At 64.5% G+C, this 23,382-nt stretch carries 24 protein-coding genes; 12 read left to right on the top strand and 12 right to left on the bottom strand.

Features of this window, described 5'->3' with window-relative positions; genetic code table 11:
• Positions 1–56 precede the first annotated feature (56 nt).
• The 6 genes from L6D64_RS01680 to L6D64_RS01705 form a co-directional block, all read right to left on the bottom strand.
• Positions 57–1,475 carry an amino acid permease gene (locus L6D64_RS01680; RefSeq protein ID WP_176507939.1) on the bottom strand — a complete coding sequence of 473 codons (1,419 nt, stop codon included), beginning with the start codon at positions 1,473–1,475 and terminating at the stop codon, positions 57–59.
• A 643-nt stretch (positions 1,476–2,118) separates the two neighbouring features.
• Positions 2,119–3,183 (bottom strand): 23S rRNA pseudouridine(2605) synthase RluB, encoded by a 1,065-nt coding sequence (rluB, locus tag L6D64_RS01685; protein WP_176507938.1) that lies wholly within the window; start codon positions 3,181–3,183, stop codon positions 2,119–2,121.
• Between the two features lie 274 nt (positions 3,184–3,457).
• Positions 3,458–4,228, bottom strand: a complete 771-nt coding sequence (scpB, locus tag L6D64_RS01690; protein WP_176507937.1) for an SMC-Scp complex subunit ScpB — start codon at positions 4,226–4,228, stop codon at positions 3,458–3,460.
• A complete protein-coding gene (locus L6D64_RS01695) occupies positions 4,215–4,940 on the bottom strand; it encodes a segregation and condensation protein A (RefSeq protein ID WP_176507949.1) in 726 nt (241 codons plus the stop codon). Before L6D64_RS01695 ends, scpB begins: the two co-directional genes overlap by 14 nt.
• 125 nt (positions 4,941–5,065) lie before the next feature.
• Positions 5,066–5,695 (bottom strand): L-threonylcarbamoyladenylate synthase, encoded by a 630-nt coding sequence (locus tag L6D64_RS01700; RefSeq protein WP_176507936.1) that lies wholly within the window; start codon positions 5,693–5,695, stop codon positions 5,066–5,068.
• Between the two features lie 13 nt (positions 5,696–5,708).
• Positions 5,709–6,569, bottom strand: coding sequence for a PHP domain-containing protein (locus L6D64_RS01705; RefSeq protein ID WP_176507935.1), 861 nt, complete (start codon positions 6,567–6,569; stop codon positions 5,709–5,711).
• A gap of 67 nt (positions 6,570–6,636) precedes the next feature.
• Between L6D64_RS01705 and L6D64_RS01710 the strand changes: the two genes are divergently transcribed.
• The 5 genes from L6D64_RS01710 to L6D64_RS01730 all read left to right on the top strand — a co-directional run bounded on the left by L6D64_RS01710 (position 6,637) and on the right by L6D64_RS01730 (position 10,295).
• A complete protein-coding gene (locus L6D64_RS01710) occupies positions 6,637–7,230 on the top strand; it encodes a septation protein A (protein ID WP_186604467.1) in 594 nt (197 codons plus the stop codon).
• Between the two features lies 1 nt (position 7,231).
• Entirely contained in the window at positions 7,232–7,531 is a 300-nt protein-coding gene (locus tag L6D64_RS01715) for a YciI family protein (RefSeq protein WP_015271283.1), read from the top strand.
• Between the two features lie 144 nt (positions 7,532–7,675).
• Positions 7,676–8,353, top strand: a complete 678-nt coding sequence (locus L6D64_RS01720; RefSeq protein ID WP_176507933.1) for a response regulator transcription factor — start codon at positions 7,676–7,678, stop codon at positions 8,351–8,353.
• A 124-nt stretch (positions 8,354–8,477) separates the two neighbouring features.
• A complete protein-coding gene (locus L6D64_RS01725) occupies positions 8,478–8,894 on the top strand; it encodes a Spy/CpxP family protein refolding chaperone (protein ID WP_176507932.1) in 417 nt (138 codons plus the stop codon).
• 60 nt (positions 8,895–8,954) lie between these two features.
• A complete protein-coding gene (locus tag L6D64_RS01730) occupies positions 8,955–10,295 on the top strand; it encodes a sensor histidine kinase (protein WP_176507931.1) in 1,341 nt (446 codons plus the stop codon).
• A gap of 115 nt (positions 10,296–10,410) precedes the next feature.
• Here L6D64_RS01730 and L6D64_RS01735 read toward each other — a convergent pair whose 3' ends face one another.
• The gene (locus L6D64_RS01735) at positions 10,411–10,968 is read right to left on the bottom strand and encodes a nitroreductase family protein (RefSeq protein ID WP_176507930.1); all 558 of its coding nucleotides are present in this window, start codon (positions 10,966–10,968) and stop codon (positions 10,411–10,413) included.
• 102 nt (positions 10,969–11,070) lie between these two features.
• Here L6D64_RS01735 and L6D64_RS01740 point away from each other — a divergent pair, with 102 nt between their 5' ends.
• The gene (locus tag L6D64_RS01740) at positions 11,071–12,525 is read left to right on the top strand and encodes a TrkH family potassium uptake protein (protein WP_176507929.1); all 1,455 of its coding nucleotides are present in this window, start codon (positions 11,071–11,073) and stop codon (positions 12,523–12,525) included.
• Here the strand turns inward: L6D64_RS01740 and L6D64_RS01745 are convergent.
• On the bottom strand, positions 12,482–13,543 hold the full coding sequence (locus L6D64_RS01745) for an AraC family transcriptional regulator (protein WP_176507928.1): 1,062 nt from the start codon (positions 13,541–13,543) through the stop codon (positions 12,482–12,484). The two genes, L6D64_RS01740 and L6D64_RS01745, sit on opposite strands and share 44 nt — an antisense overlap.
• A 155-nt stretch (positions 13,544–13,698) precedes the next feature.
• Between L6D64_RS01745 and L6D64_RS01750 the strand changes: the two genes are divergently transcribed.
• On the top strand, positions 13,699–14,010 hold the full coding sequence (locus L6D64_RS01750; RefSeq protein ID WP_176507927.1) for an Mpo1-like protein: 312 nt from the start codon (positions 13,699–13,701) through the stop codon (positions 14,008–14,010).
• An 18-nt stretch (positions 14,011–14,028) separates the two neighbouring features.
• Here L6D64_RS01750 and L6D64_RS01755 read toward each other — a convergent pair whose 3' ends face one another.
• Complete coding sequence (locus tag L6D64_RS01755) at positions 14,029–14,841, bottom strand: UDP-2,3-diacylglucosamine diphosphatase (RefSeq protein ID WP_176507926.1); 813 nt, start codon at positions 14,839–14,841, stop codon at positions 14,029–14,031.
• 126 nt (positions 14,842–14,967) lie between these two features.
• On the opposite strand from L6D64_RS01755, the gene L6D64_RS01760 reads away from it, so the two are divergent.
• Together L6D64_RS01760 and L6D64_RS01765 are read left to right on the top strand one after the other, a co-directional pair.
• Positions 14,968–15,732 carry a helix-turn-helix domain-containing protein gene (locus tag L6D64_RS01760; protein WP_176507925.1) on the top strand — a complete coding sequence of 255 codons (765 nt, stop codon included), beginning with the start codon at positions 14,968–14,970 and terminating at the stop codon, positions 15,730–15,732.
• Between the two features lie 257 nt (positions 15,733–15,989).
• Positions 15,990–16,880 (top strand): DMT family transporter, encoded by an 891-nt coding sequence (locus L6D64_RS01765; RefSeq protein WP_176507924.1) that lies wholly within the window; start codon positions 15,990–15,992, stop codon positions 16,878–16,880.
• Here L6D64_RS01765 and L6D64_RS01770 read toward each other — a convergent pair whose 3' ends face one another.
• On the bottom strand, positions 16,881–17,162 hold the full coding sequence (locus L6D64_RS01770) for an Rdx family protein (RefSeq protein ID WP_176507923.1): 282 nt from the start codon (positions 17,160–17,162) through the stop codon (positions 16,881–16,883).
• A gap of 67 nt (positions 17,163–17,229) precedes the next feature.
• Between L6D64_RS01770 and L6D64_RS01775 the strand changes: the two genes are divergently transcribed.
• Positions 17,230–19,416, top strand: coding sequence for a patatin-like phospholipase family protein (locus L6D64_RS01775; protein ID WP_176507922.1), 2,187 nt, complete (start codon positions 17,230–17,232; stop codon positions 19,414–19,416).
• Positions 19,417–19,449: 33 nt separating this feature from the next.
• Here the strand turns inward: L6D64_RS01775 and L6D64_RS01780 are convergent, their stop codons facing one another.
• Positions 19,450–19,887: a MarR family transcriptional regulator gene (locus tag L6D64_RS01780; protein WP_054886967.1), complete on the bottom strand. Its 438-nt coding sequence runs from the start codon at positions 19,885–19,887 to the stop codon at positions 19,450–19,452.
• Positions 19,888–20,025: 138 nt separating this feature from the next.
• Complete coding sequence (gene recQ, locus L6D64_RS01785; RefSeq protein WP_176507921.1) at positions 20,026–22,170, bottom strand: DNA helicase RecQ; 2,145 nt, start codon at positions 22,168–22,170, stop codon at positions 20,026–20,028.
• A gap of 246 nt (positions 22,171–22,416) precedes the next feature.
• Between recQ and L6D64_RS01790 the strand changes: the two genes are divergently transcribed.
• Both L6D64_RS01790 and L6D64_RS01795 read left to right on the top strand, forming a co-directional pair.
• Positions 22,417–23,004, top strand: coding sequence for a YecA/YgfB family protein (locus tag L6D64_RS01790; RefSeq protein ID WP_054886969.1), 588 nt, complete (start codon positions 22,417–22,419; stop codon positions 23,002–23,004).
• A gap of 7 nt (positions 23,005–23,011) precedes the next feature.
• Entirely contained in the window at positions 23,012–23,377 is a 366-nt protein-coding gene (locus L6D64_RS01795; protein ID WP_054886970.1) for a YbaN family protein, read from the top strand.
• Positions 23,378–23,382 lie beyond the last annotated feature (5 nt).

Here is a 23,382-nt window from a genome sequence, read left to right on the forward strand (position 1 = left end):
AACAAAAAACCCGATGCCAGTCACCTGACATCGGGTTTCTTCAAGCAGCCAAGGATTTACTTGGCCACGGTACCAGCAGTGCCATTGGCCAGCGGCCGACGACGCCCCTTGGCCAGGTACGCCAGCAGCATCGCCGCCAGCCACACCGGAATCGCATACACCGACACCTGGATGCCCGGAATCATCAGCATGATGCCGAGGATCAGCACCACGAAGGCCAGCACCAGGTAGTTGCCGTACGGGTACCACAGCGCCTTGAACAGCGGCTTCTGCCCAACGCGGTCAAGGTGCTGGCGGAACTTCAGGTGCGAGTAGCTGATCATCGCCCAGTTGATCACCAGGGTTGCCACTACCAGCGACATCAGCAGCTCCAGCGCATTCTGCGGCATCAGGTAGTTGAGCAGCACGGCGATCAGGGTCACACCCGCCGACACCAGGATCGAACGCACCGGCACGCCGCGCTTGTCGACCTTGGCCAGCGAGGCCGGGGCATCACCCTGCTCGGCCATGCCCAGCAGCATGCGGGCGTTGCAGTAGGTGCCGCTGTTGTAGACCGACAGCGCTGCGGTCAGCACCACGAAGTTCAGCAGGTTGGCCGCCACATCGCTGCCCAGCAGCGAGAACACCTGGACGAACGGGCTGCTGCCATAGCTGCCGCCGGACGCATCGATGCTGGCGACTAGGTTGTCCCATGGGGTCAGCGACAGCAGCACGACCAGAGCGCCGACATAGAAGATCAGGATGCGGTAGATGACCTGGTTGATCGCTTTCGGGATCACGATCTTTGGCTTGTCGGCCTCGGCGGCGGTGAAGCCGAGCATTTCCAGGCCACCGAACGAGAACATGATGAACGCCAGGGCCATCACCAGGCCGCTGACACCATGCGGGAAGAAGCCGCCGTGGCTCCACAGGTTGCTCACCGAGGCGTCAGGGCCGCCGTTGCCGCTGGTCAGCAGGTAGGCACCCAGGCCGATCATGCTGACGATGGCCACGACCTTGATGATGGCAAACCAGAATTCAGCTTCACCGAAGAACTTCACGTTCATCAGGTTGATGGCGTTGATCAGCACGAAGAACGCTGCTGCCGTGACCCAGGTCGGGATCTCCGGCCACCAGTAATGCACGTACTTGCCTACCGCCGACAGCTCCGACATGCCCACCAGGATGTACAGCACCCAGCAGTTCCAGCCCGACAGGAAACCGGCGAAGCCGCCCCAGTAGGTGTGTGCGAAGTGGCTGAACGAGCCGGCCACCGGCTCTTCGACAATCATCTCGCCGAGTTGGCGCATGATCATGAAGGCGATGAAGCCGCAGATGGCGTAACCGAGGATCATCGACGGGCCGGCGGATTTCATCACGCCTGCCGAGCCGAGGAACAGGCCGGTACCAATCGCGCCGCCGAGGGCGATCAACTGGATGTGGCGGTTCTTCAGGCCCCGCTTGAGCTCGCCTGAATGCATGTTTTGTCCACTCATGAACGAAGTCACCTGCATTGTTTTTATCTGTGACGGAATCGGACCCACCGCGCTCGTGGCGCAGCGGAATGGGCAAGGTGGTTACCTTGGGTTTCCTGCCAACGGATACCGCCGGGGCGGATCAGCCAGGTGTGGGCAGGAGTGCGCGGTACGCAAGAGGGTCACAGGTAAAACGCGGCGCACTGTATACCCCTGCAAACGCGCAGGCGTCAACGCGTTGCATCGTTTCCTTGGGAAAAAACGCAGCGATCCTGTGGTAGGAGCCTGAAAAGGCGAAGTGATCGGCGTACATGGCGCCTCCATTTGTTGTTCTGTTGGCCCGGCTCTGTGGACGGGCTTTTGCACATGGCAATGAGCGCTATATCACCGTGGTACGGGGGTTTGAGCAAGACCGGGCGGGATCGGAGCAGTGGCCTCGCGGCGGACGCAGCGGCAAGTTCTGTTTACACGAGCGGGAAAATTCCGAATTGCAGGCAGAATTCGGGCCGTTATGTATAGTTTTCTTTACAGCACGGTTCGAAAACTTGCCAGTCGTCCGAAAAATTCTTTTTGTTCAATAGGTTGGGGCCGCCTGGCGGCCCGAATTGTGACAGGCATAAAAAAACCAGCCCGAAGGCTGGTTCCTGATGGCTGCACAGGGCAATCAACCCCGCGGCTTGCCGCGACCACGGCCGGCCGGCTTATCACCGTCAGGCTTGCCTGGGCGCTTGCGCATCTCGCTCGGGCGCTCGGCCACGGCGCTGCCACGGTTGCCCTTGCGCGGTGCTTCGTCACGCGACTGGCGAGCTGGACGCTCGGCCGCGGCACCCTCATGGGCCGGACGCAGGCTGCGCACGCGCTCGTTGCGCCCCAGCGGGCGGCTCGACTTGCGCTGCAGGCGCTCCATCTTGTCCTTGGCCTTGAGATTCAAGGCTGGCAGCGCAACCGGCTGCAGGCCGACTTCAGCGGCGAGGATGTCGATTTCGCCCTGGGTCATTTCACGCCAGCGGCCCATCGGCAGGTCGGAGTTGAGGAACACCGGGCCGAAGCGCACGCGCTTCAGGCGGCTGACCACCATGCCCTGGGATTCCCACAGGCGGCGCACTTCACGGTTACGGCCTTCCATCACCACGCAGTGGTACCAGTGGTTGAAGCCTTCGCCGCCTGGTGCCTTCTGGATGTCGGTGAACTTGGCCGGGCCGTCTTCGAGCATCACGCCGGCCTTGAGGCGATCGATCATTTCGTCATCGACTTCACCACGCACACGCACGGCGTACTCGCGGTCCATCTCGTAGGACGGGTGCATGAGGCGGTTGGCCAGTTCGCCGTCGGTTGTGAACAGCAGCAGGCCAGTGGTGTTGATGTCGAGGCGGCCGATGTTGATCCAGCGGCCTTCTTTTGGCCGCGGCAAGCGGTCGAACACGGTCGGGCGGCCTTCCGGGTCGTCACGGGTGCAGATCTCGCCGTCGGGCTTGTTGTACATGATTACCCGGCGCGTGGCCTCGGCGGCCTCTTCACGCTTGATCAGCTTGCCATCGACAGTAATGGCGTCGTGCAGGTCGACACGCAGGCCGAGGGTGGCCTCGACGCCGTTGACCTTGATGCGGCCCTGACTGATCCAGGCTTCGACGTCACGGCGCGAGCCGACGCCAATGCGCGCCAGCACTTTCTGCAGCTTTTCGCCGGCTGGTGGGGTAATTTCGGTATTTTGCAGGTCTTGCTCACTCATCTGGGCACCTCCCGGTGTAGGAATGAAATCAGGGTCTTGGCGACGAACGCGCCAAAGGGCCGCGCATCATACGCGGTTCGCTGGGGGAACGCACTGCAGGGTAGAGGGTTTTGTGGGCTTTGGGAGTGAATTCTGCCTAATGGTGATGAGTAGGCAGTACCGGCCTCTTCGCGGGTGAACCCGCTCCCACAGGTACCGTGCCGCATCCAGGCACTGTGATTTCCCTGTGGGAGCGGGTTTACCCGCGAAGAGGCCGGCGCAGGCAGCAGAAGAGTCAGGGCTGCGACTTGCCCTCTTCCTCTACCGAGGCCTCGGGCTCTTCCTCGCGCAGGTCGTCGAAGTCGGTCTTCAGCCCCTCCTCCATGGCATCCAGTTCCACCAGCAGGCTGCGGAAGCTGGTCTCTTGCTTGGGCTCACCCACCTCTTCTTCTTCGCCCAGGCTGGCATCGGCCAGGGCCTGTATGTGCGCCGGCACCGGGGCCTCATCCGGATCAAGCACCGGTTGAGGCTCCATCTCGCGCAGTTCGGCCAGCGCTGGCAGCTCGTCCAGGCTCTTGAGATTGAAGTGATCGAGAAATGCCTTGGTGGTGGCGAACATCGCCGGGCGCCCGGGCACCTCGCGGTAGCCGACCACGCGGATCCACTCGCGCTCCATCAACGTCTTGATGATGTTGCTGTTGACCGCCACACCCCGCACATCCTCGATCTCGCCACGGGTGATCGGCTGGCGGTAGGCGATCAGCGCCATGGTTTCGAGCAACGCACGGGAATATCGCTGCGGGCGCTCTTCCCACAGCCGTCCGACCCAGGGCGCGAAGTCTTCACGAATCTGCAGGCGGTAACCGGTGGCCACCTCCTTGAGCTCGAACGCCCGCCCGGCGCAGGACTTGGCGAGCACTTCCAGGGCCTTCTTGAACACCTTCGGCTCGGGGCGCTCGGCCTCCTCGAACAGCTCGTAGAGGCGTTCGAGGGACTGCGGCTTGCCCGAAGCGAGCAGGAAGGCTTCGATCAGCGACGCCAGGTCGCGGGGTTCATTCAGGTTCATCAGGTTCTTCGACAGACTCGGGACGCAGCCGCACATGGATCGGCGCAAAGGGCGCATTCTGCACCAGTTCGACCAGCGATTCCTTCACCAGCTCGAGGATCGCCATGAAGGTCACCACCACGCCAAGCTTACCCTCGTCTGAAGCGAACAGCTCGACAAACGGCACGAAAGCCCCCCCTTTGAGGCGCTCCAGCACATCACTCATGCGCTCGCGGGTGGACAGCGTCTCGCGGGTGATCTGGTGGCTCTCGAACAGATCGTTGCGGCGCATGACTTCGGCCATGGACACCAGCAGCTCTTCCAGGCTGACCTGCGGCAGCAGCTTGCGCACCTTGGCCTGGGGGGCCTCAAGACACGGCACGACGATCTCACGGCCCACCCGTGGCAACTCGTCGATGCCTTCGGCGGCAGCCTTGAAGCGCTCGTACTCCTGCAGGCGGCGGATCAGCTCGGCGCGCGGGTCGCCCTCCTCTTCCTCGACCTCTGCCGAGCGCGGCAACAGCATGCGCGACTTGATTTCGGCGAGCATCGCGGCCATCACCAGGTATTCGGCGGCCAGCTCCAGGCGCACGCTCTTCATCAGCTCGACATAGCCCATGTACTGGCGTGTGATCTCCGCCACGGGGATGTCGAGGATGTCGATGTTCTGCTTGCGGATCAGGTACAGCAGCAGGTCCAGCGGCCCCTCGAAGGCTTCGAGGATCACCTCCAGGGCGTCCGGCGGGATGTACAGGTCCACCGGCATTTCGGTGAGTGCTTCGCCGTAGACCAGCGCCAGTTGCAACTGCTGGGGCGAAGCGGCCTGCTCGGCCGGCGCCTCGGCGACTTCCACCTGACTCACGCGTTGACCATGAACGGCGTGGGGTCGCCGCAGCCTTCGCGGATCAGCTCAGGTTCATCGCCCGACAGGTCGATGATGGTCGAGGCCTTGAGGTCGCCAAAGCCGCCGTCGATGACCAGGTCCACATGGTGCTCCAGGCGCTCGCGGATCTCGTAGGGATCGGTCATCGGCTCGGTGTCGCCCGGCAGGATGAGGCTCACGCTCATCAGCGGCTCGCCCAGTTCGGCCAACAGCGCCAGGGTGATGCCGTGGTCCGGCACGCGCAGGCCGATGGTGCGGCGCTTTTCATGCAGCAGCAGGCGCGGCACTTCGCGGGTACCGTTGAGAATGAAGGTGTAGGGCCCGGGCACATGGGCCTTGAGCAGGCGGAAGGTGCCGGTGTCGACCTTGGCGTACAGCCCCAGTTGCGACATGTCGCAGCACATCAGGGTGAAGTTGTGGGTCTTGTCCAGGCCGCGCAGGCGGCGCACGCGCTCGATCGCCGCCTTGTCGCCGATCTGGCAACCCAGGGCATAGGCCGAGTCGGTCGGGTAGACCACCACGCCGCCCTTGCGGATGATCTCCACCGCCTGGCGGATCAGGCGCGGTTGTGGGTTCTCCGGATGAATCTGGAAAAATTGGCTCACAAAGTCGTCCTGTTCATAGCGCCATAGGCTGTTCATGGCTGAATCGACGCCACAGAGGTGGCAAGTCCTCGGGCAATGGCCGGTAGGCACCGATCTCGCCCCAGGTGCCGGGGCCGTGGAAATCGCTGCCAGCGCTTGCCAGCAGGCCGAACTCACGGGTGAGGATGGACATCGTGCCCACCTGCTCGGCCGGCATCATCCCGTTGACCACTTCAAGTGCCTGCCCGCCTGCCTGAATATAGTCGGCAATCAGGCGCCTGCGCTTGCTGCGGGTCAGATCGTAATGCATGGGATGCGCAAGGCTCACCCAGGCGTTGGACTGGCGCAGGGTGGCGACAGTTTCATCGAGCGTCGGCCAGTGCTGCTTGACGTCGCCCAGCTTGCCGGCCCCGAGCCACTTGCGGAACGCCTCGGCGCGGTCCTTGACATGGCCGGCGCGCACCAGGAACTCGGCAAAGTGCGGCCGCGCCGGGGCGTTGCCGCTGTCGCCCAGTTCCTGCTGCACGGCCCGTGCGCCGTCGAGGGCGCCCGGCATGCCCTTGGCCGCCAACCGTTTGTCGATTTCCTCGGCGCGCAACCAGCGGCCGCGGTGCAAGGCCTCGATGGCCTGGAGCAAGGGCGGCGCTTCGAGCGGGAAGTTGTAGCCCAGCACGTGAATGGTCGCGCCCCCCCAGGTGCACGACAGCTCCACGCCGCTGACCCAGTGCATGCCACGCGCGTGGCAGGCCAGGCGCGCCTCGGCCAGCCCTTCGAGGGTATCGTGGTCGGTCAGGGCCAGCGTTTGCACCCCGTGCTCGTGGGCCCGGGCGACCAGGTCCGCAGGCGACAGGGCGCCGTCGGAGGCCGTGCTGTGACAGTGCAGATCAACATTCATGGAGGAGCGCTTTCGCTGGAATCGATGTTTGTTATTATGCCGTCACATCCCGATCCTGGCTGCCATTGTGAAACAATTCATCGATTTCATCCCGCTGCTGCTGTTCTTCATCGTCTACAAGCTCGACCCGCGCCCGGTGGACGTCGCCGGTCACAGCTTCGAATTCGGCGGCATCTACAGCGCCACGGCGATGCTGATCATCAGCTCGCTGGTGGTTTACGGCGCACTGTTCCTGCGCCAGCGCAAACTGGAGAAGGGCCAGTGGCTGACCTTGATCGCCTGCCTGGTGTTCGGTGGCCTGACCCTGACCTTTCACAGCGAAACCTTCCTCAAGTGGAAGGCGCCGGTGGTCAACTGGCTGTTCGCCCTGGGCTTCGCCGGTAGTCACTTCATCGGCGACCGGGTGCTGATCAAGCGCATCATGGGCCACGCCTTGACCCTGCCCGACGCCATCTGGTCGCGCCTGAACGTGGCCTGGGTCGCCTTCTTCGTGTTCTGCGGCGCCGCCAACCTGTTCGTTGCCTTTACCTTCCAGGACTTCTGGGTCGACTTCAAGGTGTTCGGCAGCCTGGGCATGACCGTGATCTTCCTGGTGGCGCAGGGTGTTTACCTGTCGCGTCACCTGCACGACGACCCCTCCACCTCCAAACCCAAGGATTGACATGCTCTACGCCATCATCGCCAGCGACGTCGCGAACTCCCTGGAAAAACGCCTGGCCGCACGCCCGGCGCACATTGAGCGCCTGCAGCAGCTCAAGGCCGAAGGCCGCGTGGTACTGGCCGGCCCGCACCCGGCCATCGACAGCAACGACCCGGGTGAAGCCGGCTTCAGCGGCAGCTTGATCGTCGCCGAGTTCGACTCCCTGGCCGCCGCCCAGGCCTGGGCCGATGCCGACCCGTACATCGCCGCCGGCGTGTACGACAAGGTCGTCGTCAAGCCGTTCAAGCAAGTCCTGCCTTGATTGCCACCGCGTCGCCGATCGAGCCGGCGACGCGGCCTGCCCCGCTCTAATTGCAGGCTCGAAGTGCACGCTTGTCCTCAGTCTGCGGTATCTTTGCCACTGGCGGACACAGAAGACGCCGTCAATGGTTGAATTGAGTGAGTCATGAGCGAGCTGTTACTGATTGATGATGACCAGGAACTCTGCGAGCTGCTCGGCAGCTGGCTGACCCAGGAAGGGTTTGCGGTACGCGCCTGCCACGATGGCGTGAGCGCGCGCCAGGCCTTGGCCGAGCATGCCCCGGCGGCCGTGGTGCTGGATGTGATGCTGCCCGATGGCAGTGGCCTGGAGCTACTCAAGCAACTGCGCAGCGAGCATGCCGAGCTGCCGGTGCTGATGCTGTCGGCCCGCGGCGAACCGCTGGACCGCATCCTCGGCCTGGAGCTGGGCGCCGACGATTACCTGGCCAAGCCCTGCGACCCCCGTGAGCTCACCGCGCGCCTGCGCGCCGTGCTGCGCCGCAGCCACCCCACCGCCACCACCACCCAGCTGGAGATCGGTGACCTGGCGTTCAGCCCGGTGCGCGGCGTGGTCAGCATCGATGGCCGCGACATGAGCCTGACCCTGTCCGAAAGCCGCATCCTCGAAGCACTGCTGCGCCAACCGGGCGAGCCGCTGGACAAGCAGGAACTGGCGCAGATCGCCCTGGGGCGCAAGCTGACCCTGTACGACCGCAGCCTGGACATGCATGTCAGTAACCTGCGCAAGAAGATTGGCCCGCATGCCGATGGGCGGGCGCGGATCGTCGCGCTGCGTAGCCGTGGTTACTACTACTGCCTGTAAGCCAGCATGGGGCCGCCCGCGCCCCATCTTTACCCTGCCTTTACCGTCAGCTGACTGCGCTTGACCTTGATCTCCCTAGACTGAGCTCATCCGGTAACCACCGGCCCATGACAGGAGAGACACCATGCGCAAGACCCTTATCGCCCTGATGTTCGCCGCCGCCCTGCCGACCGTGGCCATGGCCATGCCTGACGGCGGCCCGCGTCACGACGGCCCGCATCATCGCGGTGATGCGCCTTTCGCCCAACTGGACCTGAGCCGCGACCAGCGCCAGCAGATCGGCAAGCTGATGGGCGAGCAGATGCAGAACCGCCGCGAAATCACCGAGCGCTACCTGAACAAGCTGCCAGCCGCCGAGCAGAAGGCCATGAAAGACGAACTCAAGGCCAGCCACGACAAGACCGACAGCCAAGTCCGCGCGCTGCTCAAGCCTGACCAGCAGAAGAAGTTCGATGAACTGCAGAAAGAACGCGAAGCACGCAAGGCTGAATGGAAGGAGTTCCAGGCCTGGAAAGCTGAAAAAGCTGGCAAGGCCCAGTAAGCTGTGATCCCGATGCCCGGCCCGCGTTCAAGCGGGCCGGGCTTTTCCCGTTTTCAGGAGGTGCTCTTGCGTTCTCTGTTCTGGCGCATCCTGGCCAGTTTCTGGCTGGCTATCGCCCTGGTCGCGGGCCTGTCGCTCCTGCTGGGCCACGTGCTTAACCAGGACGCCTGGATCCTCAGCCGCCACCCGGGCCTCAAGACCATGGCCAGCCATTGGGCCAAGCATTACGAGCAAGAGGGCCTGGAGTCTGCCCAGGCCTTCCTCGAGCGACGCAAGCAGCGCTACAAGATCGATGTGCAAGTGCTGGACGACAGCGGCGATGCGGTGGTGCCCGGTACGTTCCCGCGCCGCGCTGCGGCGTTCGAGGCGCGCCAGCACAATGACGAGCGCCACCTGCCGTGGCGGCGCCTGACCGAGGAATACACCAGCCCCGACACCGGCAACACCTACCTGCTGATCTACCGCATCCCGCACCCGGAGCTGGACGCCTGGCACCGTGAAAGCCTGCTCTGGCCGTTGAGTGCGCTGGGCATCGCCCTGGTGGTGCTGACCTTGTTCAGCCTGCTGGTGACCCTGTCGATCACCCGCCCCCTGAACCGCCTGCGCGGCGCCGTGCACGACCTTGGCCAAACCAGCTACCAACAGAACAGCCTGGCCCGCCTGGCTGCCCGGCGTGACGAGTTCGGTGTGCTGGCCAAAGACTTCAACAAGATGGGTGCGCGCCTGCAGAGCCTGATCGGCAGCCAGCGCCAGTTGCTGCGTGACGTGTCCCACGAGCTGCGTTCGCCGCTGGCGCGCCTGCGCATTGCCCTGGCCCTGGCCGAGCGAGCCGAGACCGAGCAGCGCCAGGCCCTGTGGCCACGCCTGACCCGTGAATGCGACCGCCTGGAAGACCTGATCAGCGAAATCCTGACGCTGGCCCGGGTCGATGCCGAGCAGGCCCACGCCGAGCCTGTCGACCTCAACGCCTTGCTCGGCAGCGTGCGCAAGGACGCTCAGCTCAGTGCTCCAGAGCAGGAGGTGAAGCTGGAGGCGCAGCCGGGGCTGACGCTGCAAGGCTGGCCGACGCTGATCGAGCGTGCCGTGGACAACCTGGTGCGCAATGCCCTGCGCTTCACCCCGCAAGGGCAGCCGATCGAGATCAGCGCGCAGCGCGAGCAGGACAAGATCGTGCTGAGTGTGCGCGACCATGGGCCGGGGGCGGCGCCGGAGCACCTGGCGCAGTTGGGTGAGCCATTCTTCCGGGCGCCGGGGCAGGAAGCGGCAGGGCATGGGCTGGGGCTGGCGATTGCGCGCAAGGCGGCGGAGCGCCATGGCGGCAGCCTGCTACTGGAGAATCACCCGCAGGGTGGGTTCGTGGCCCGCCTGGAGTTGCCGCTGGCAGTTGTGACTGGCAGTTGAAGTGACAGCGGGCTACCGGCCCTTTCGCGGGTAAACCCGCCCACAGGGATCGCCTCAGGCCCGAAGCCCGCGCTGTACCTGTGGGAGCGGGCTTGCCCGCGAACAATCCGGCGCGTTATTCGCCCCAGGCGCTGACGTACTCGGCAGTCTCGAGGATAGGCGCCGTGCGCGGCTCGGCCATCGGCGTACCGACATACAGGTAGCCGATCAGCTCCTCGTTCTCCGCCAGCCCCAAGCCTTTGTGCACATGCGCATCGAACGCCATGTCGCCAGTGCGCCAAACCGCACCGATCCCCTGGGCATGCGCCGCAATCAGGATGCCATGGGCCGCGCACCCTGCCGCCAGGCGCTGCTCGGACTTCGGTACCTTGTAGTGGTCCTGCAGCCTGGCAATCACCACGATCAGCAATGGCGCGCGCAGCGGCATGGCCCGCGCCTTGTCCAGTGCAGCCTGGCTGGCATCACCCTTGTGCTGCAACGCTTCGGCAAACAGCTCACCCAGCTTGACGCGGCCCTGGCCCTCGATGGTCAGGAAGCGCCATGGCCGCAGCTGGCCGTGGTCCGGTGCGCGCAAGGCGGCCTGGAACAGCGCCTCACGCTGGGCCTCGTTGGGTGCAGGGTCGGTCAGGCGTGGCACGGAAACACGGTTGAGCAATGCGTCGAGAGCCTCCATCGGCTACCCTCCTGGCAGGTAAATGTGCGGCCATTCTAGCGTTTACATCACCAGACCCATAGGTAGAATGGCGCCCTTCCGTTTCGAGTCAGAGCAGTTCACATGGCGTTGCCGACCTTAAGGATCATTGGTTTCATCATCGGCATCTTCCTGATCACCCTGGCGGTCAGCATGGTCGTGCCCATGGCCACCCTGGTGGTGTTCGAACGCGCCGGCGACATGCCGTCGTTCCTCTGGTCGAGCCTGATCACCTTCATCGCCGGCCTGGCCATGGTGCTGCAGGGGCGCCCCGAGCACGTCCACCTGCGCCCTCGCGACATGTACCTGCTCACCGTCAGCAGCTGGGTGGTGGTGTGCGTCTTCGCCGCACTGCCCTTCCTGCTGACCCAGCACATCAGCTACACCGACGCCTTCTTCGAAAGCATGTCCGGCATCACCGCCACCGGCGCCACGGTGCTCAGCGGGCTGGACAGCATGTCGCCGGGCATCCTGATGTGGCGCTCGATGCTGCACTGGCTCGGTGGCATCGGCTTCATCGCCATGGCGGTGGCGATCCTGCCGCTGCTGCGCATCGGTGGCATGCGCCTGTTCCAGACCGAATCGTCGGACCGTTCGGAAAAGGTCATGCCGCGCTCGCACATGGTCGCCAAATCGATCGTCGGCGTGTACGTCGGCTTCTCCATCTTTGGCGCACTGGCCTTCTGGTGGGCCGGCATGAGCCCGTTCGATGCCATCAACCACGCCATGTCAGCGATCTCCACCGGCGGTTTCTCCACCTCTGACCAGTCCCTGGCCAAGTGGGACATCCCCGCCGTGCACTGGGTCGCGGTGGTGGTGATGATCCTCGGCAGCCTGCCCTTCACGCTGTACGTGGCAACCCTGCGCGGCAACCGCAAGGCGCTGATCCGTGACCAGCAGGTGCAGGGCTTGCTGGGCATGCTGGTGGTGACCTGGATCGTGCTCGGCACCTGGTACTGGTACACCACCAACCTGCACTGGCTCGATGCCCTGCGCCACGTGGCACTGAACGTGACCTCGGTGGTCACCACCACGGGTTTCGCGCTTGGCGACTACAGCCTGTGGGGCAACTTCTCGCTGATGCTGTTCTTCTACCTGGGCTTCGTCGGTGGCTGCTCTGGCTCGACGGCCGGCGGCATCAAGATCTTCCGTTTCCAGGTCGCCTACATCCTGCTCAAGGCGAGCCTCAACCAGCTGATCCACCCGCGCGCGGTGATCAAGCAGAAATACAACGGCCATCGCCTGGACGAAGAGATCGTGCGCTCGATCCTGACCTTCTCGTTCTTCTTCGCCATCACCATCTGCGTAATGGCGCTGCTGCTGTCATTGCTGGGCGTGGACTGGATGACCGCGCTGACCGGTGCCGCCGGAACGGTGTCGGGCGTTGGCCCGGGCCTGGGCGAAGTGGTCGGTCCTTCGGGCAACTACTCGACGCTGCCCGATGCCGCCAAGTGGATTCTCGCTACCGGTATGCTGCTGGGCCGCCTGGAGATCATCACCGTGCTGGTGTTGTGCATGCCGGCGTTCTGGCGTCACTGACCTCGGCAGGCTCCGCGCCCAGCCGGGCGCGGTATTCGCTGGGGGTCTCATCGAACCAGCGGCGGAATGCCCGGTAGAAGTTGCTCGGGTCGGCAAAGCCCAGCAGGTAGGCGGTCTCCAGCAGGGTCATGCCTGGCTGGGCCAGGTACTGTTCGGCGAGCTCACGACGGGTGTCGTCGAGCAATGCCTGGAAGCTGGTGCCCTCCTCCTGCAAACGGCGCTGCAGGGTGCGCTGGGACAGGTGCAGGGCCTGGGCCAGGGTTTCACGCTTGGGTTCGCCCTGGGGCAGGATACGGCACAGCACCTGGCGCACCCTATGGGTCACGCGGCTTTCGGAAAAACGCGCCAGGTACTCGCCAGCAAAGCGGTCATGCAGGATGGCCATGGCTTCGTTGGCAGTGGGCAATGGCGCTTCCATGTCGGCCCGTTCGAATACCAGGGCATCGTGCGGAGCGCCGAATACCAGCGGGGAATGAAAGGCCACCTTGTACGGCTCGATATCCTTCGGCTGCGGCCCTTGTACCAGCACCCGCCGCGGCTGCACCGGCCGGCCACTGAGCCATTTGCACAAGGCCAGCGCGCAGGCCAGTGACGCTTCCGCGCTGTGGCGGGTGGGGGGCAGGTGATCGCCATGCACGGTCAGAATCAGCGAATAGCCTTCAGGGCCAAGGGTGAAACTCAGGTCGGAGCTTTCGGCAATGATGCGTTGGTAACGCACCAGCCGCTCGAAGCCTTCGGCCAGGGTGCGGCTGGACATCAGCGCGTAACCCACCACATGGAACGAAGCCGGGCGCACCACCCGCGCCATGTTCAGGCCAATCGCCTCGTTGCCCGACAGTTCGACCGCGAGCTGCCAGAGGCGGGTCATGGCGTCCTGCGGAAAGCGTGCATCCGGATCGTCGAGTGCGGCGAAATCCAACCCCAGCTGCTCGAACATCGCCGGGCAATCGAGCCCTTCGAGCTCCAGCGCCTTCACAATCCCTGATGCCCAGCTGGCTGACGTGGTTCTCTCACTCATGGCAGGCTTCTTGTACGGACCGCTTCATGCGGTGAACCTCAAGGATACTCATTTGGCGCCTATTGTCACTGGCCGGCCCCGCCAATGACTCTAGACTCGATTCAGGCTCCACGCCGTGTATCCTGTCCAAAAGTGATAATCCCGGAGCACTGCCCATGACCCGCACAGCGCAGTTTCGCAGTTTTGCCGAGTTCTATCCCTATTACCTGGGCGAGCACAGCAACCCCACCTGCCGGCGCCTGCACTTTGTCGGCACCAGCCTGGTGATTGCCTTGCTGGCCTACACCCTTGGCAGTGGCAAGTGGTTGTTGCTGCTGGCGGTACCGATCTGCGGCTACGGCTTCGCCTGGGTGGGGCATTTCTTTTTCGAGAAGAACCGGCCGGCGACCTTCAGTCACCCCTGGTACAGCCTGATTGGCGACTTCGCCATGTTCCGCGACATCCTGCTCGGCAGGATCAGCCTCTAGCCTGAGGGCGCAGCCGGCTCATGCCGGCTCGCGCACCGCAGCAGCTTGCGCGGCCAGCCGCGCCTGGGCATCGGCCAGCCGATACAACGCGATGCTGCCATCCCAATGCTCGATCAGCGCCGTGCACGATTCCACCCAATCGCCGCAGTTGAGGTACTCCACCTCCCCCACCTGGCGGATCTCGGCATGGTGGATATGCCCGCACACCACCCCGTGAAAACCGCGACGGGTGCATTCATGGGCAATCGCATTCTCGAAGTCGCTGATGAAGTTCACCGCCCCCTTGACCTTGTGCTTGAGGTACGCCGACAGCGACCAGTAGCCATACCCATAGCGGGCACGCCAATGGTTGAGCCAGCGGTTGAGCACCAGGGTGAACTCGTAGGCACGGTCGCCAAGAAAGGCCAGCCAGCGGTGATAGCGGGTGATCACGTCGAACTGGTCGCCATGCACCACCAGCAGGCGACGGCCATCGGCGGTCAGGTGCTCGGCCTCGTCCACCAGCTGGATGTTGCCCAGCATCAGCTTCGAGTAACGGCGCAGGAATTCGTCATGGTTGCCGGTGACGTAGATCACCTCGGTGCCGCGCTTGCTCATGGTCAGCAAGCGGCGGATCACATTGGTGTGGGCTTGCGGCCAATAAATGCCGCTGCGCAGCTTCCAGCCATCGATGATATCGCCCACCAGGTAGATACGGTCGGCCTGGTAACCCTTGAGGAACTGCGACAGGTGTTCGGCCTGGCAGTCTCGCGTGCCCAGGTGCACATCGGATATCCACAGCGTGCGCACGCGCTGCTTGCGTGACGGGCGAGAAAGTTCGACATGGGTCATGGGCAGGCTCCGGCGCTGTTTGCTGGAGACTGGCAGGCGCAGGTGACAGGCTGGTGGCAGGGATGTGACGAGTGATGGTCTGCCAGGAATGCGGCACAATGGCGGGCAGCCCCACGAGGAAGCCCCATGGCCGGCCCGATACTATCCATGCGTCATTACCGCGATGAGCTGATCGCCCACAGTCACGCACACCCGCAGCTGGTGTTCGGCCTGCACGGCCGCCTGGACTTCGAGGTGCAGGGCCACAGCGCCAAGGTCGCCCGCCAGGGGCTGGTGGTGGTGCCCGCTGGCGCTCACCACACGTGCGGCAGTGACCTCGGCAGCGATTGCCTGGTGCTGGATGTACCGGACGAACACTGGCTGCACGAGCAGCTGGGGGCGCATGCCGATGCCAGCCGGCGCCTGCTCGACCAGCCTGGCGCACGCGGGCTGAACGAGCGCCAGCAGCAACTGGTGGACTGGCTGGCAGCGAGCCCCATGGACGACCCGCTGATTGCCCGGCAAGGCGCGGTACTGTTGTTGGCCAGCCTCAACCCCAGCGCTTCGGCCATCGTCACGCCCAGCCGTCGCCTGCCCTACGCCGCGTTCGATGTGCATATCGAACAGCACGCAGCGTACCCATTGCAGGTGGCCGACCTGGCGCGCATCGCCGGCTTGTCCAGTACCCGGTTGCATGCACGGTTCAGCGCCGAATGTGGCATGACGCCAATGGACTACATTCGCCAGCGACGCCTGCTCAAGGCCAGGCGGCTGGTCACGCAGACCTTGCTGCCGATGGGGGAAATTGCGGCGCAGGTGGGGTACAGCTCGCAGAGTGCATTTTCAGCGGCGATGCTGCGGGCGTTTGGTTGCTCGCCGCTGGCCATGCGGCGAGCGCCTGGCGACAACTGACGACAGGATGGCGACAGAAAGGGATCGCCTGTGGCCTTACACTGTGCTGCACCGGCCTCATCGCGGATAAATCCGCTCCTACAGGTACGGTGTATCGGGGATGAATCCGCGCCTGAAGGCACCGTGTATCGCGGATAAACCCGCGTCTGAAGGCACCGTGTATCGCGGATGAATCCGCGCCTGAAGATACCGTGTAGGAGCGGATTTATCCGCGATGAGGCCGGCACAGCCGTTAAAGATTTGAGCAAGGACTCAGCATGAACCATCGCACCGCCCTCGGCGCCCTGCACATCGGCGCGCTGTTCTTCGGCCTGACCGGGGTGTTCGGCAAACTGGCCACCAGTGCCAGCCCGACGATCATCGTCTTCGGCCGCGCCGCCTTTGCCGTGCTGGCCCTGGCATTGTTCGCCAGCCTCACCGGCCCCGGCTGGCGACGCCTGAATGGCCATGACATACGCCGCCTGCTGCTCGGCGGCGTGCTGCTGGCAGGCCATTGGGTCAGCTTCTTCATCGCCGTGAAGGTCGGCGGCGTGGCCATCGCCACCCTGGGTTTCGCCAGCTTCCCGGCGTTCACCGTGATCCTCGAAGGCCTGCTGTTCCGCGAGCGCATCCGCCGCAACGAAGGTGTGCTGGTGGTGCTGGTCAGCATCGGCCTGATACTGGTCACCCCACAGTTCGACCTGGCCAGCCAGGCCACCGGTGGCCTGCTCTGGGCCTTGCTCTCCGGTTTGTTGTTCTCGCTGCTGTCACTGACCAACCGCGCCGGCTCCGGCCGTTTGCCGGCCGTGCAGGCAGCGCTGTGGCAAAACCTGGTGGTCGGCCTGTGCCTGCTGCCTTTCGCCGGCCCAGGCTTGAGCCAGGTGGAACGCATGGACTGGCTGTGGATCGCCCTGCTCGGCATCTTCTGCACCGGCGTCGCCCACAGCCTGTTCGTGGCCAGCCTGGGGGTGATCAAGGCGCGCACCGCCGCCGTGGTCTTTGCCATGGAACCGGTCTACGGCATCGCCGTGGCCTGGGCGGTGTTCGCCGAAACGCCCACCCTGCGCATGCTGCTGGGCGGCGTGCTGATCATTTTCGCCATCGTGCTGTCGAGCCGCATGGCCGCCGAGCAACCGCCGCGGCACAAGGTCGCGGCCGAGGGCGCCTGATCAACGATCGTTATGGCCCAGGTCGCGCTGCGGGTCGATCTGGTCGCGCACACGCTGCTTCAGCACCTTGGCCTCGGGGAAGCCACCGTCAACCTTGCGTTCCCAGATCTGCACGGCATCGCAGGTTATGCGGAAGATGCCGCCGGTGCCAGGCTCCAGCGCCACCCGGCCAAGGTCGTCGCCGAAGGTGCTGAGCAGTTCCTGGGCCAGCCAGGCGGCGCGCAGCAGCCATTGGCATTGCGTGCAATAAGTGATGACGATTTCCGGCTTGTTGTCGGCCATGCTGAAGCATCTCCAGGTGAGGGGCCGCTTATACTAGCGGTCTTTAGCCTTCGGTTTGAGACTCACGATGCGCCGCCTGCTGCTCTGCTTTTTGCTGACGCTCACCACCCTCACCGTATTTGCCGCCGAGCCCGCCCGCCCCAAGGTCGGCCTGGTGCTGTCTGGCGGCGCGGCCCGTGGCCTGGCTCATATTGGCGTGCTCAAGGCACTGGAGGAACAGGGCGTGCGCATCGACGCCATCGCCGGCACCAGTATGGGCGCGGTGGTGGGCGGGCTGTACGCCTCCGGCTACAGCGTCGAGGAACTGGAGAAACTCGCCACCACGCTGGACTGGCAACAGGCGCTGTCCGATGCGCCACCGCGCAGGGACGTGCCGTTCCGGCGCAAGCAGGATGACCGTGACTTCCTGGTCAAGCAGAAGCTGAGTTTTCGCGACGACGGCAGCCTCGGCCTGCCGCTGGGGGTGATCCAGGGCCAGAACCTGGCGCTGCTGCTGGAAAGCAAGCTTGCCCACACTGCCGACACCCGCGACTTCGACAAGCTGCCAATCCCCTTCCGCGCCGTGGCCACCGACATCGCCAGCGGCGAAAAGGTGGTGTTCAGCCGTGGCCACCTGCCGCAGGTGATTCGCGCCAGCATGTCGATCCCGGCGGTATTCGCCCCGGTCGAACTCGACGGTCGCCTGCTGGTGGATGGCGGCATGGTCGACAACATCCCGCTCGACGTGGCCCGGGAAATGGGCGTCGACCTGGCCATCGTGGTCGACATCGGCACCCCGCTGCGTGACCGCAAGCAACTGGCCACGGTGGTCGACGTGCTCAACCAGTCGATCACCCTCATGACCCGGCGCAACTCCGAGGAGCAGCTGGCCAGCCTGCACCGCGACGACATCCTCATACAGCCGCAGCTGGCAGCTTTTGGCGTCACCGATTTCGGCCGTGCCCACGACATGATCGACGCCGGCTACCGCGCGACTCGCCTGCTCGATACGCGCCTGGCCGCGTTGCGCCAACCGGAGCATGACGCCAGCCTGGCCGTGGCCCGCTCACCGGGCCAGCGCACGCCGGTGATCACTGCGATCAGGATAGAGAACGACTCGAAAGTCAGCGATGACGTGATCCGCTACTACATCCGCCAGCCCATCGGCGAGCCGCTGGCGCTGGGCCGTCTGCAGACCGACATGGGCACCCTGTATGGCCTGGACTACTTCGACCGGGTGCAGTACCGCGTGGTGCACAAGGGCGATGACAACACCCTGGTGATCAATGCCCGCGGCAAGCGCGGCGGCACCGACTACCTGCGCCTGGGCCTGAACCTGTCCGACGACCTGCGCGGTGACAGTGCCTTCAACCTCGGCGCCAGCTACCGCATGAACGGCATCAACCGCTTGGGCGCGGAGTGGCTGACACGCGCCCAGATCGGCGACCAGCAGGAGCTCTACAGTGAGTTCTACCAGCCGCTGGATGTAGGCTCGCGCTACTTCGTCGCGCCTTACCTGGACCTTGGCTCACAGAACATCGAAGCGAGCCTGGACAACGACCCGATTGCCGAATACCGGCTCGAGCGCTACGGTTTCGGCCTCAATGTGGGTCGCCAGATCGGCACCTCCGGCGAAGTGCGCCTGGGTGTCGGCAAGGCCTGGGGCGAGGCCGAAGTGCGTATCGGCGATCAGGACCTGCCCTCGGTCAGCTTCAACGAAGGCTTTTACGAGCTGAAATACTCGTTCGACACCCTCGACAACGTGTACTTCCCGCACAACGGTGAGGACATCGGCCTGACCGTGCGCAAATATGACAAGTCGCTGGATTCGGACGAGGACTACCGCCAGTGGCTGCTGAACCTGGACAAGGCATTCAGCATTGGCCCGAACACCTTCGTGCTGGGTGGCCGCTATGGGCGTACGCTGGACGCTACCGAGGTGGTGATCTCAAGCTTCGTGATGGGCGGCGCGAGGGAACTCTCCGGCTTCCGCCAGGACTCGGTGTCAGGGCAGAACGTGAGCCTGCTGCGGATGGTGTACTACCGGCGCCTGACTCCGCGGGCCTATCTGCCGCTGGACTTCCCGCTGTATATCGGCGGGTCGCTGGAACGTGGGCGGGTGTGGAACAACGACAACGAATTCGACAGTGGTTACATCAATGCCGCGAGCATCTTCCTGGGGCTGGAGACGCCGTTGGGGCCGTTGAACCTGAGTTATGGGGCCAACACGGCGAACGAGCAGGCGGTGTACCTGAACCTGGGGCATACCTTCTAGATCGCCGGGGCCGCCTGGCGGCCCCCTCGGGAGTCAGGATTTTTCCAGGTTGGCGAGGATCTTGGCATGCACCCGCATGCACACTTCAAGATCGGCCTCATCGACGCCCGTGAACAGCTCCAGGCGCAGGGCATTGGCGATGGTCTCGATCTGCTCGATCAGCGGTTTGGCCGGTGGGCACAGCAGGATCTTCTTCGCCCGCCGGTCCTCCAGCACCGCCTGGCGACGCACCAGCCCCTGGCTTTCCAGGCTGTCGAGCAGCCGCGCCAGGGTCGGGCCTTCGACGCCCACGCTCTGCGCCAGCTCACGCTGGGTGGGCGCTTGTTCGAAGCGAGCGAGGTGCAACAACACCAGCCAGCGTGCCTGTGACAGGTTGAGCCCGGCCAGGCGGCGGTCCAGCTCGGCACGCCAGCCGCGGGACATCTGCGCCAGCTGCATGCCGAAGCGGTGTTGGTTGTCAGTCAGGGGCATAGGCAACTCATAGACTAGAACTAATTATTAGTCAGCTAACCATGCTCCGGGGCATCAGGCAAGGCTGGCCGCCGCGGAAACGTCTGATAATCGTCAAAAAGGATGACAAACATCAGCAGTTGACGGAAATGCCGCCCTTCAAAGCTCGAACTCCGCTGCCAATGCCGCACGCACGCAGTACAGCACGCCTTCCGGCACCCGTGCGCCGAACAACGGGGCAATCGCCGATACCGGCGGCAGCTCGCCCTCGCCGTCGAGGAAGGCGTCCTGCACCTCCATCATCAGGTCTTCCGGCAAGTCCAGCGCCTGCTCCAGGCTCAGCTCCTGGCGGCCCAGGGCCTCGGCCAGCAGGCTGTAGACATTCTTCTCGCTGCAGTTGAGCTGCCCGGCGATCTGCGCCGGGGTCATGCCGGCGCGGGCCAGGCTGACCAGTTCGTGGCGCAGGTCGAGCACCACCTTCGGCGCCTCTTCGGTGCCACCCGCACCGTTGAGCACTTCGAGGAAGGCCTGGCCATAGCGCTCCAGCTTGCGCGCACCGACGCCGCTGACCTGTGCCATGTCGCTGAGGCTGGTCGGCTGGCTGCGGAGCATTTCCAGCAGGGTGGAATCGGGGAAGATGACGTAGGGTGGCACGCTGTGCTCTTCGGCCAGCTTGCGCCGCAGGGTGCGCAGCGCCTCCCACAGTTCGCGCTCCTCGGTGCGTACCAGCTGGCTGGCCGGGCTGCCGCCGCTGGTCGACGTCTTGGCCACGGTCTGTGGCTTGAGGTCGCGGCGCAGCTGCAGGTTAACCTCGCCGCGCAGCAGCGGCCGGCAGCTGTCGGACAGGCGCAAGCCACCGTAGCCTTCCAGGTCGATGTCGACCAGGCCGCGTGCCACCAGCTGACGGAACAACGAACGCCATTCGGCTTCGGCCAGGCCCTTGCCGACCCCGAACACCGATAGCTTCTCATGGCCGAAGTTGCGTACTTTCTCGGTGTCCTTGCCCAGCAGCACATCGACCAGATGGCCAACGCCGTAGCGCTGGCCAGTGCGGAACACGGCCGACAACGCCTGGCGGGCCGGCTCGGTGGCGTCCCAGGTCTGGATCTGGTCGACGCAGTTGTCGCAGTGGCCACAGGGTTGCTCGAGGATCTCGTCGAAATAGGCCAGCAGTGCCTGGCGGCGGCAGCGGGTTTCTTCGCACAGGGCCAGCATGGCGTCGAGCTTGTGCTGCTCGATGCGCTTGTGGCGCTCGTCACCCTCGGAGTTCTGCAGCATCTGCTTGAGCATCACCATGTCCTGCAGGCCGTAGGCCATCCAGGCATCCGATGGCAAGCCGTCGCGGCCGGCACGGCCGGTTTCCTGGTAATAGGCCTCGAGCGACTTGGGCAAGTCGAGGTGGGCAACGAAGCGTACGTTGGGCTTGTCGATCCCCATGCCGAAGGCAATGGTGGCGACCATGATCAGCCCTTCCTCGTTGAGGAAGCGATGCTGGTTGGCGGCGCGCGTCTCGGCGGCAAGGCCGGCGTGGTAGGGCAACGCCGGGAAACCCTGCTCGCAGAGGAACGCTGCGGTTTCATCGACCTTCTTGCGCGACAGGCAGTAGACGATGCCGGCGTTGCCACGCCGCTCGCCGAGGAAGGCCATCAACTGCTTGCGTGGCGCCTCCTTGGGCACGATGCGGTAGAAGATGTTCGGCCGGTCGAAGCTCGACAGGAAGCGCTCGGCGCCCTGCAGGTGCAGGCGCTGGACGATCTCCTCGCGGGTCCGCATGTCGGCGGTGGCGGTCAGGGCGATGCGCGGCACATGGGGGAACAGTTCGGCCAGTTGCCCGAGCTGCAGGTACTCCGGGCGGAAGTCATGGCCCCATTGCGAGACGCAGTGGGCTTCATCGATGGCGAACAGCGCAATGTCAAGGCCGCGCAGGAAGTCCAGCATGCGCGGCTGCACCAGGCGCTCCGGCGCCAGGTAGAGCATCTTCACTTCGCCACGGCGCAGGCGCCCGGCCAGGTCACGCTGCTGCTCCGGGCTCAGGGTGGAGTTGAGCGCTGCGGCGGCGACACCGAGTTCGTCGAGGGTGGCGACCTGGTCGTCCATCAGCGCGATCAGCGGCGACACCACCACCGTCAGGCCCGGGCGCAACAAGCCAGGCACCTGGAAGCACAGGGACTTGCCGCCGCCGGTAGGCATCAGCACCAAGGCATCGCCGCCATTGGCCACGCATTCGATGATCGCTGCCTGGCGCCCACGGAAACTGTCGTAACCGAAGATATCCTTGAGAACGCGCTGAGCCTGTTCGAGCATGTGCAACTCCACAAATCGCCGTACCATCCTGGACACAGGCTGGACGATAAACCCGCTCCGCACACGCTAAAAGCGTAAGCGGCTTTTGCCAGATGGCCGGGGAAAACCCGGCCCTGGATGAAAAACGGCGGAGTATACCGTAGTGACGGCCCGCACAGGATGCCCGGTGACAGACGTTCCCTTTGCCCCGCTGCCGCCGCAAGGTGCTAGAATTCACTATCGTTTATTCCCCAAGGTAGCCCTGTAATGTCCTTCGCCGAGCAACTGACCCGCCTGCAAGCCTTCCTCGACGCCGATGAGCTGCACGAAGAAGCGCTGGACTACGTCGCCGCACACGGCTACCTGACCGCGCTGTCGATCTGCTCCGAGGACGTCCCCGAGCGTGAATGGATCGACGCGCTGTTTGCCGAAGAGCCCCATTACGCCAGCGATGCCCAGCGCACCGAGATCGAAGCGACGCTGGTGGCCCTCAAAGGCCACATCGCCCGCCAGCTGGCCAGCGACGAGGAATTCGACCTGCCCTGCGACCTGGACCTGACCGACGAGCCGGACGATTCCGACCTGCGTGGCTGGTGCATCGGCTTCATGGAAGGCGTGTTCCTGCGCGAAGAGGCCTGGTTCGAGGACGCCGAGGAAGAAGTCAGCGAGATGCTGCTGCCGATCATGGTCGGTTCCGGTCTGTTCGACGAACAGCCTGAGTTCGCCGACATCGCCAGCAATGCCAACCTGCAGGACGACATGATCGTGCAAATCCCGGAAGCGCTGAGCGCGCTGTTCCTGCTGCTGCACGCTCCAGACGAAAAGCCGGCGCTGCTCAAGCCACGCCACCACTGAGTCGGCCGTGCGCTACCTGCTGCTGGCCATCGGCTGGCTCAGTGTTGCGCTGGGGGTGCTGGGGATCTTCTTGCCGGTGTTGCCCACCACCCCGTTCCTGCTGCTGGCGGCGGCCTGTTTCGCCCGCAGCTCGCCGCGCTTTCACGATTGGCTGGTCAACCACCCCAAGCTGGGACCGTGGATCCGTGACTACCTGAGCGGCGAAGGCATACCGCTCAAGGGCAAGGTCTACGCCATCGGCCTGATGTGGGCGAGCATCGGCCTGTCCTGCTACCTGGTGCCGCTGTTCTGGGCCAGGGCGTTCATGCTCACCAGTGCGGTGCTGGTGAGCCTGTATATCCTCAAGCAAAAGACCTTGCGCAGGCCGGGCTGAGCCCT

Source organism: Pseudomonas urethralis (genome assembly GCF_021602465.1).
Classification (GTDB): domain Bacteria; phylum Pseudomonadota; class Gammaproteobacteria; order Pseudomonadales; family Pseudomonadaceae; genus Aquipseudomonas; species Aquipseudomonas vlassakiae.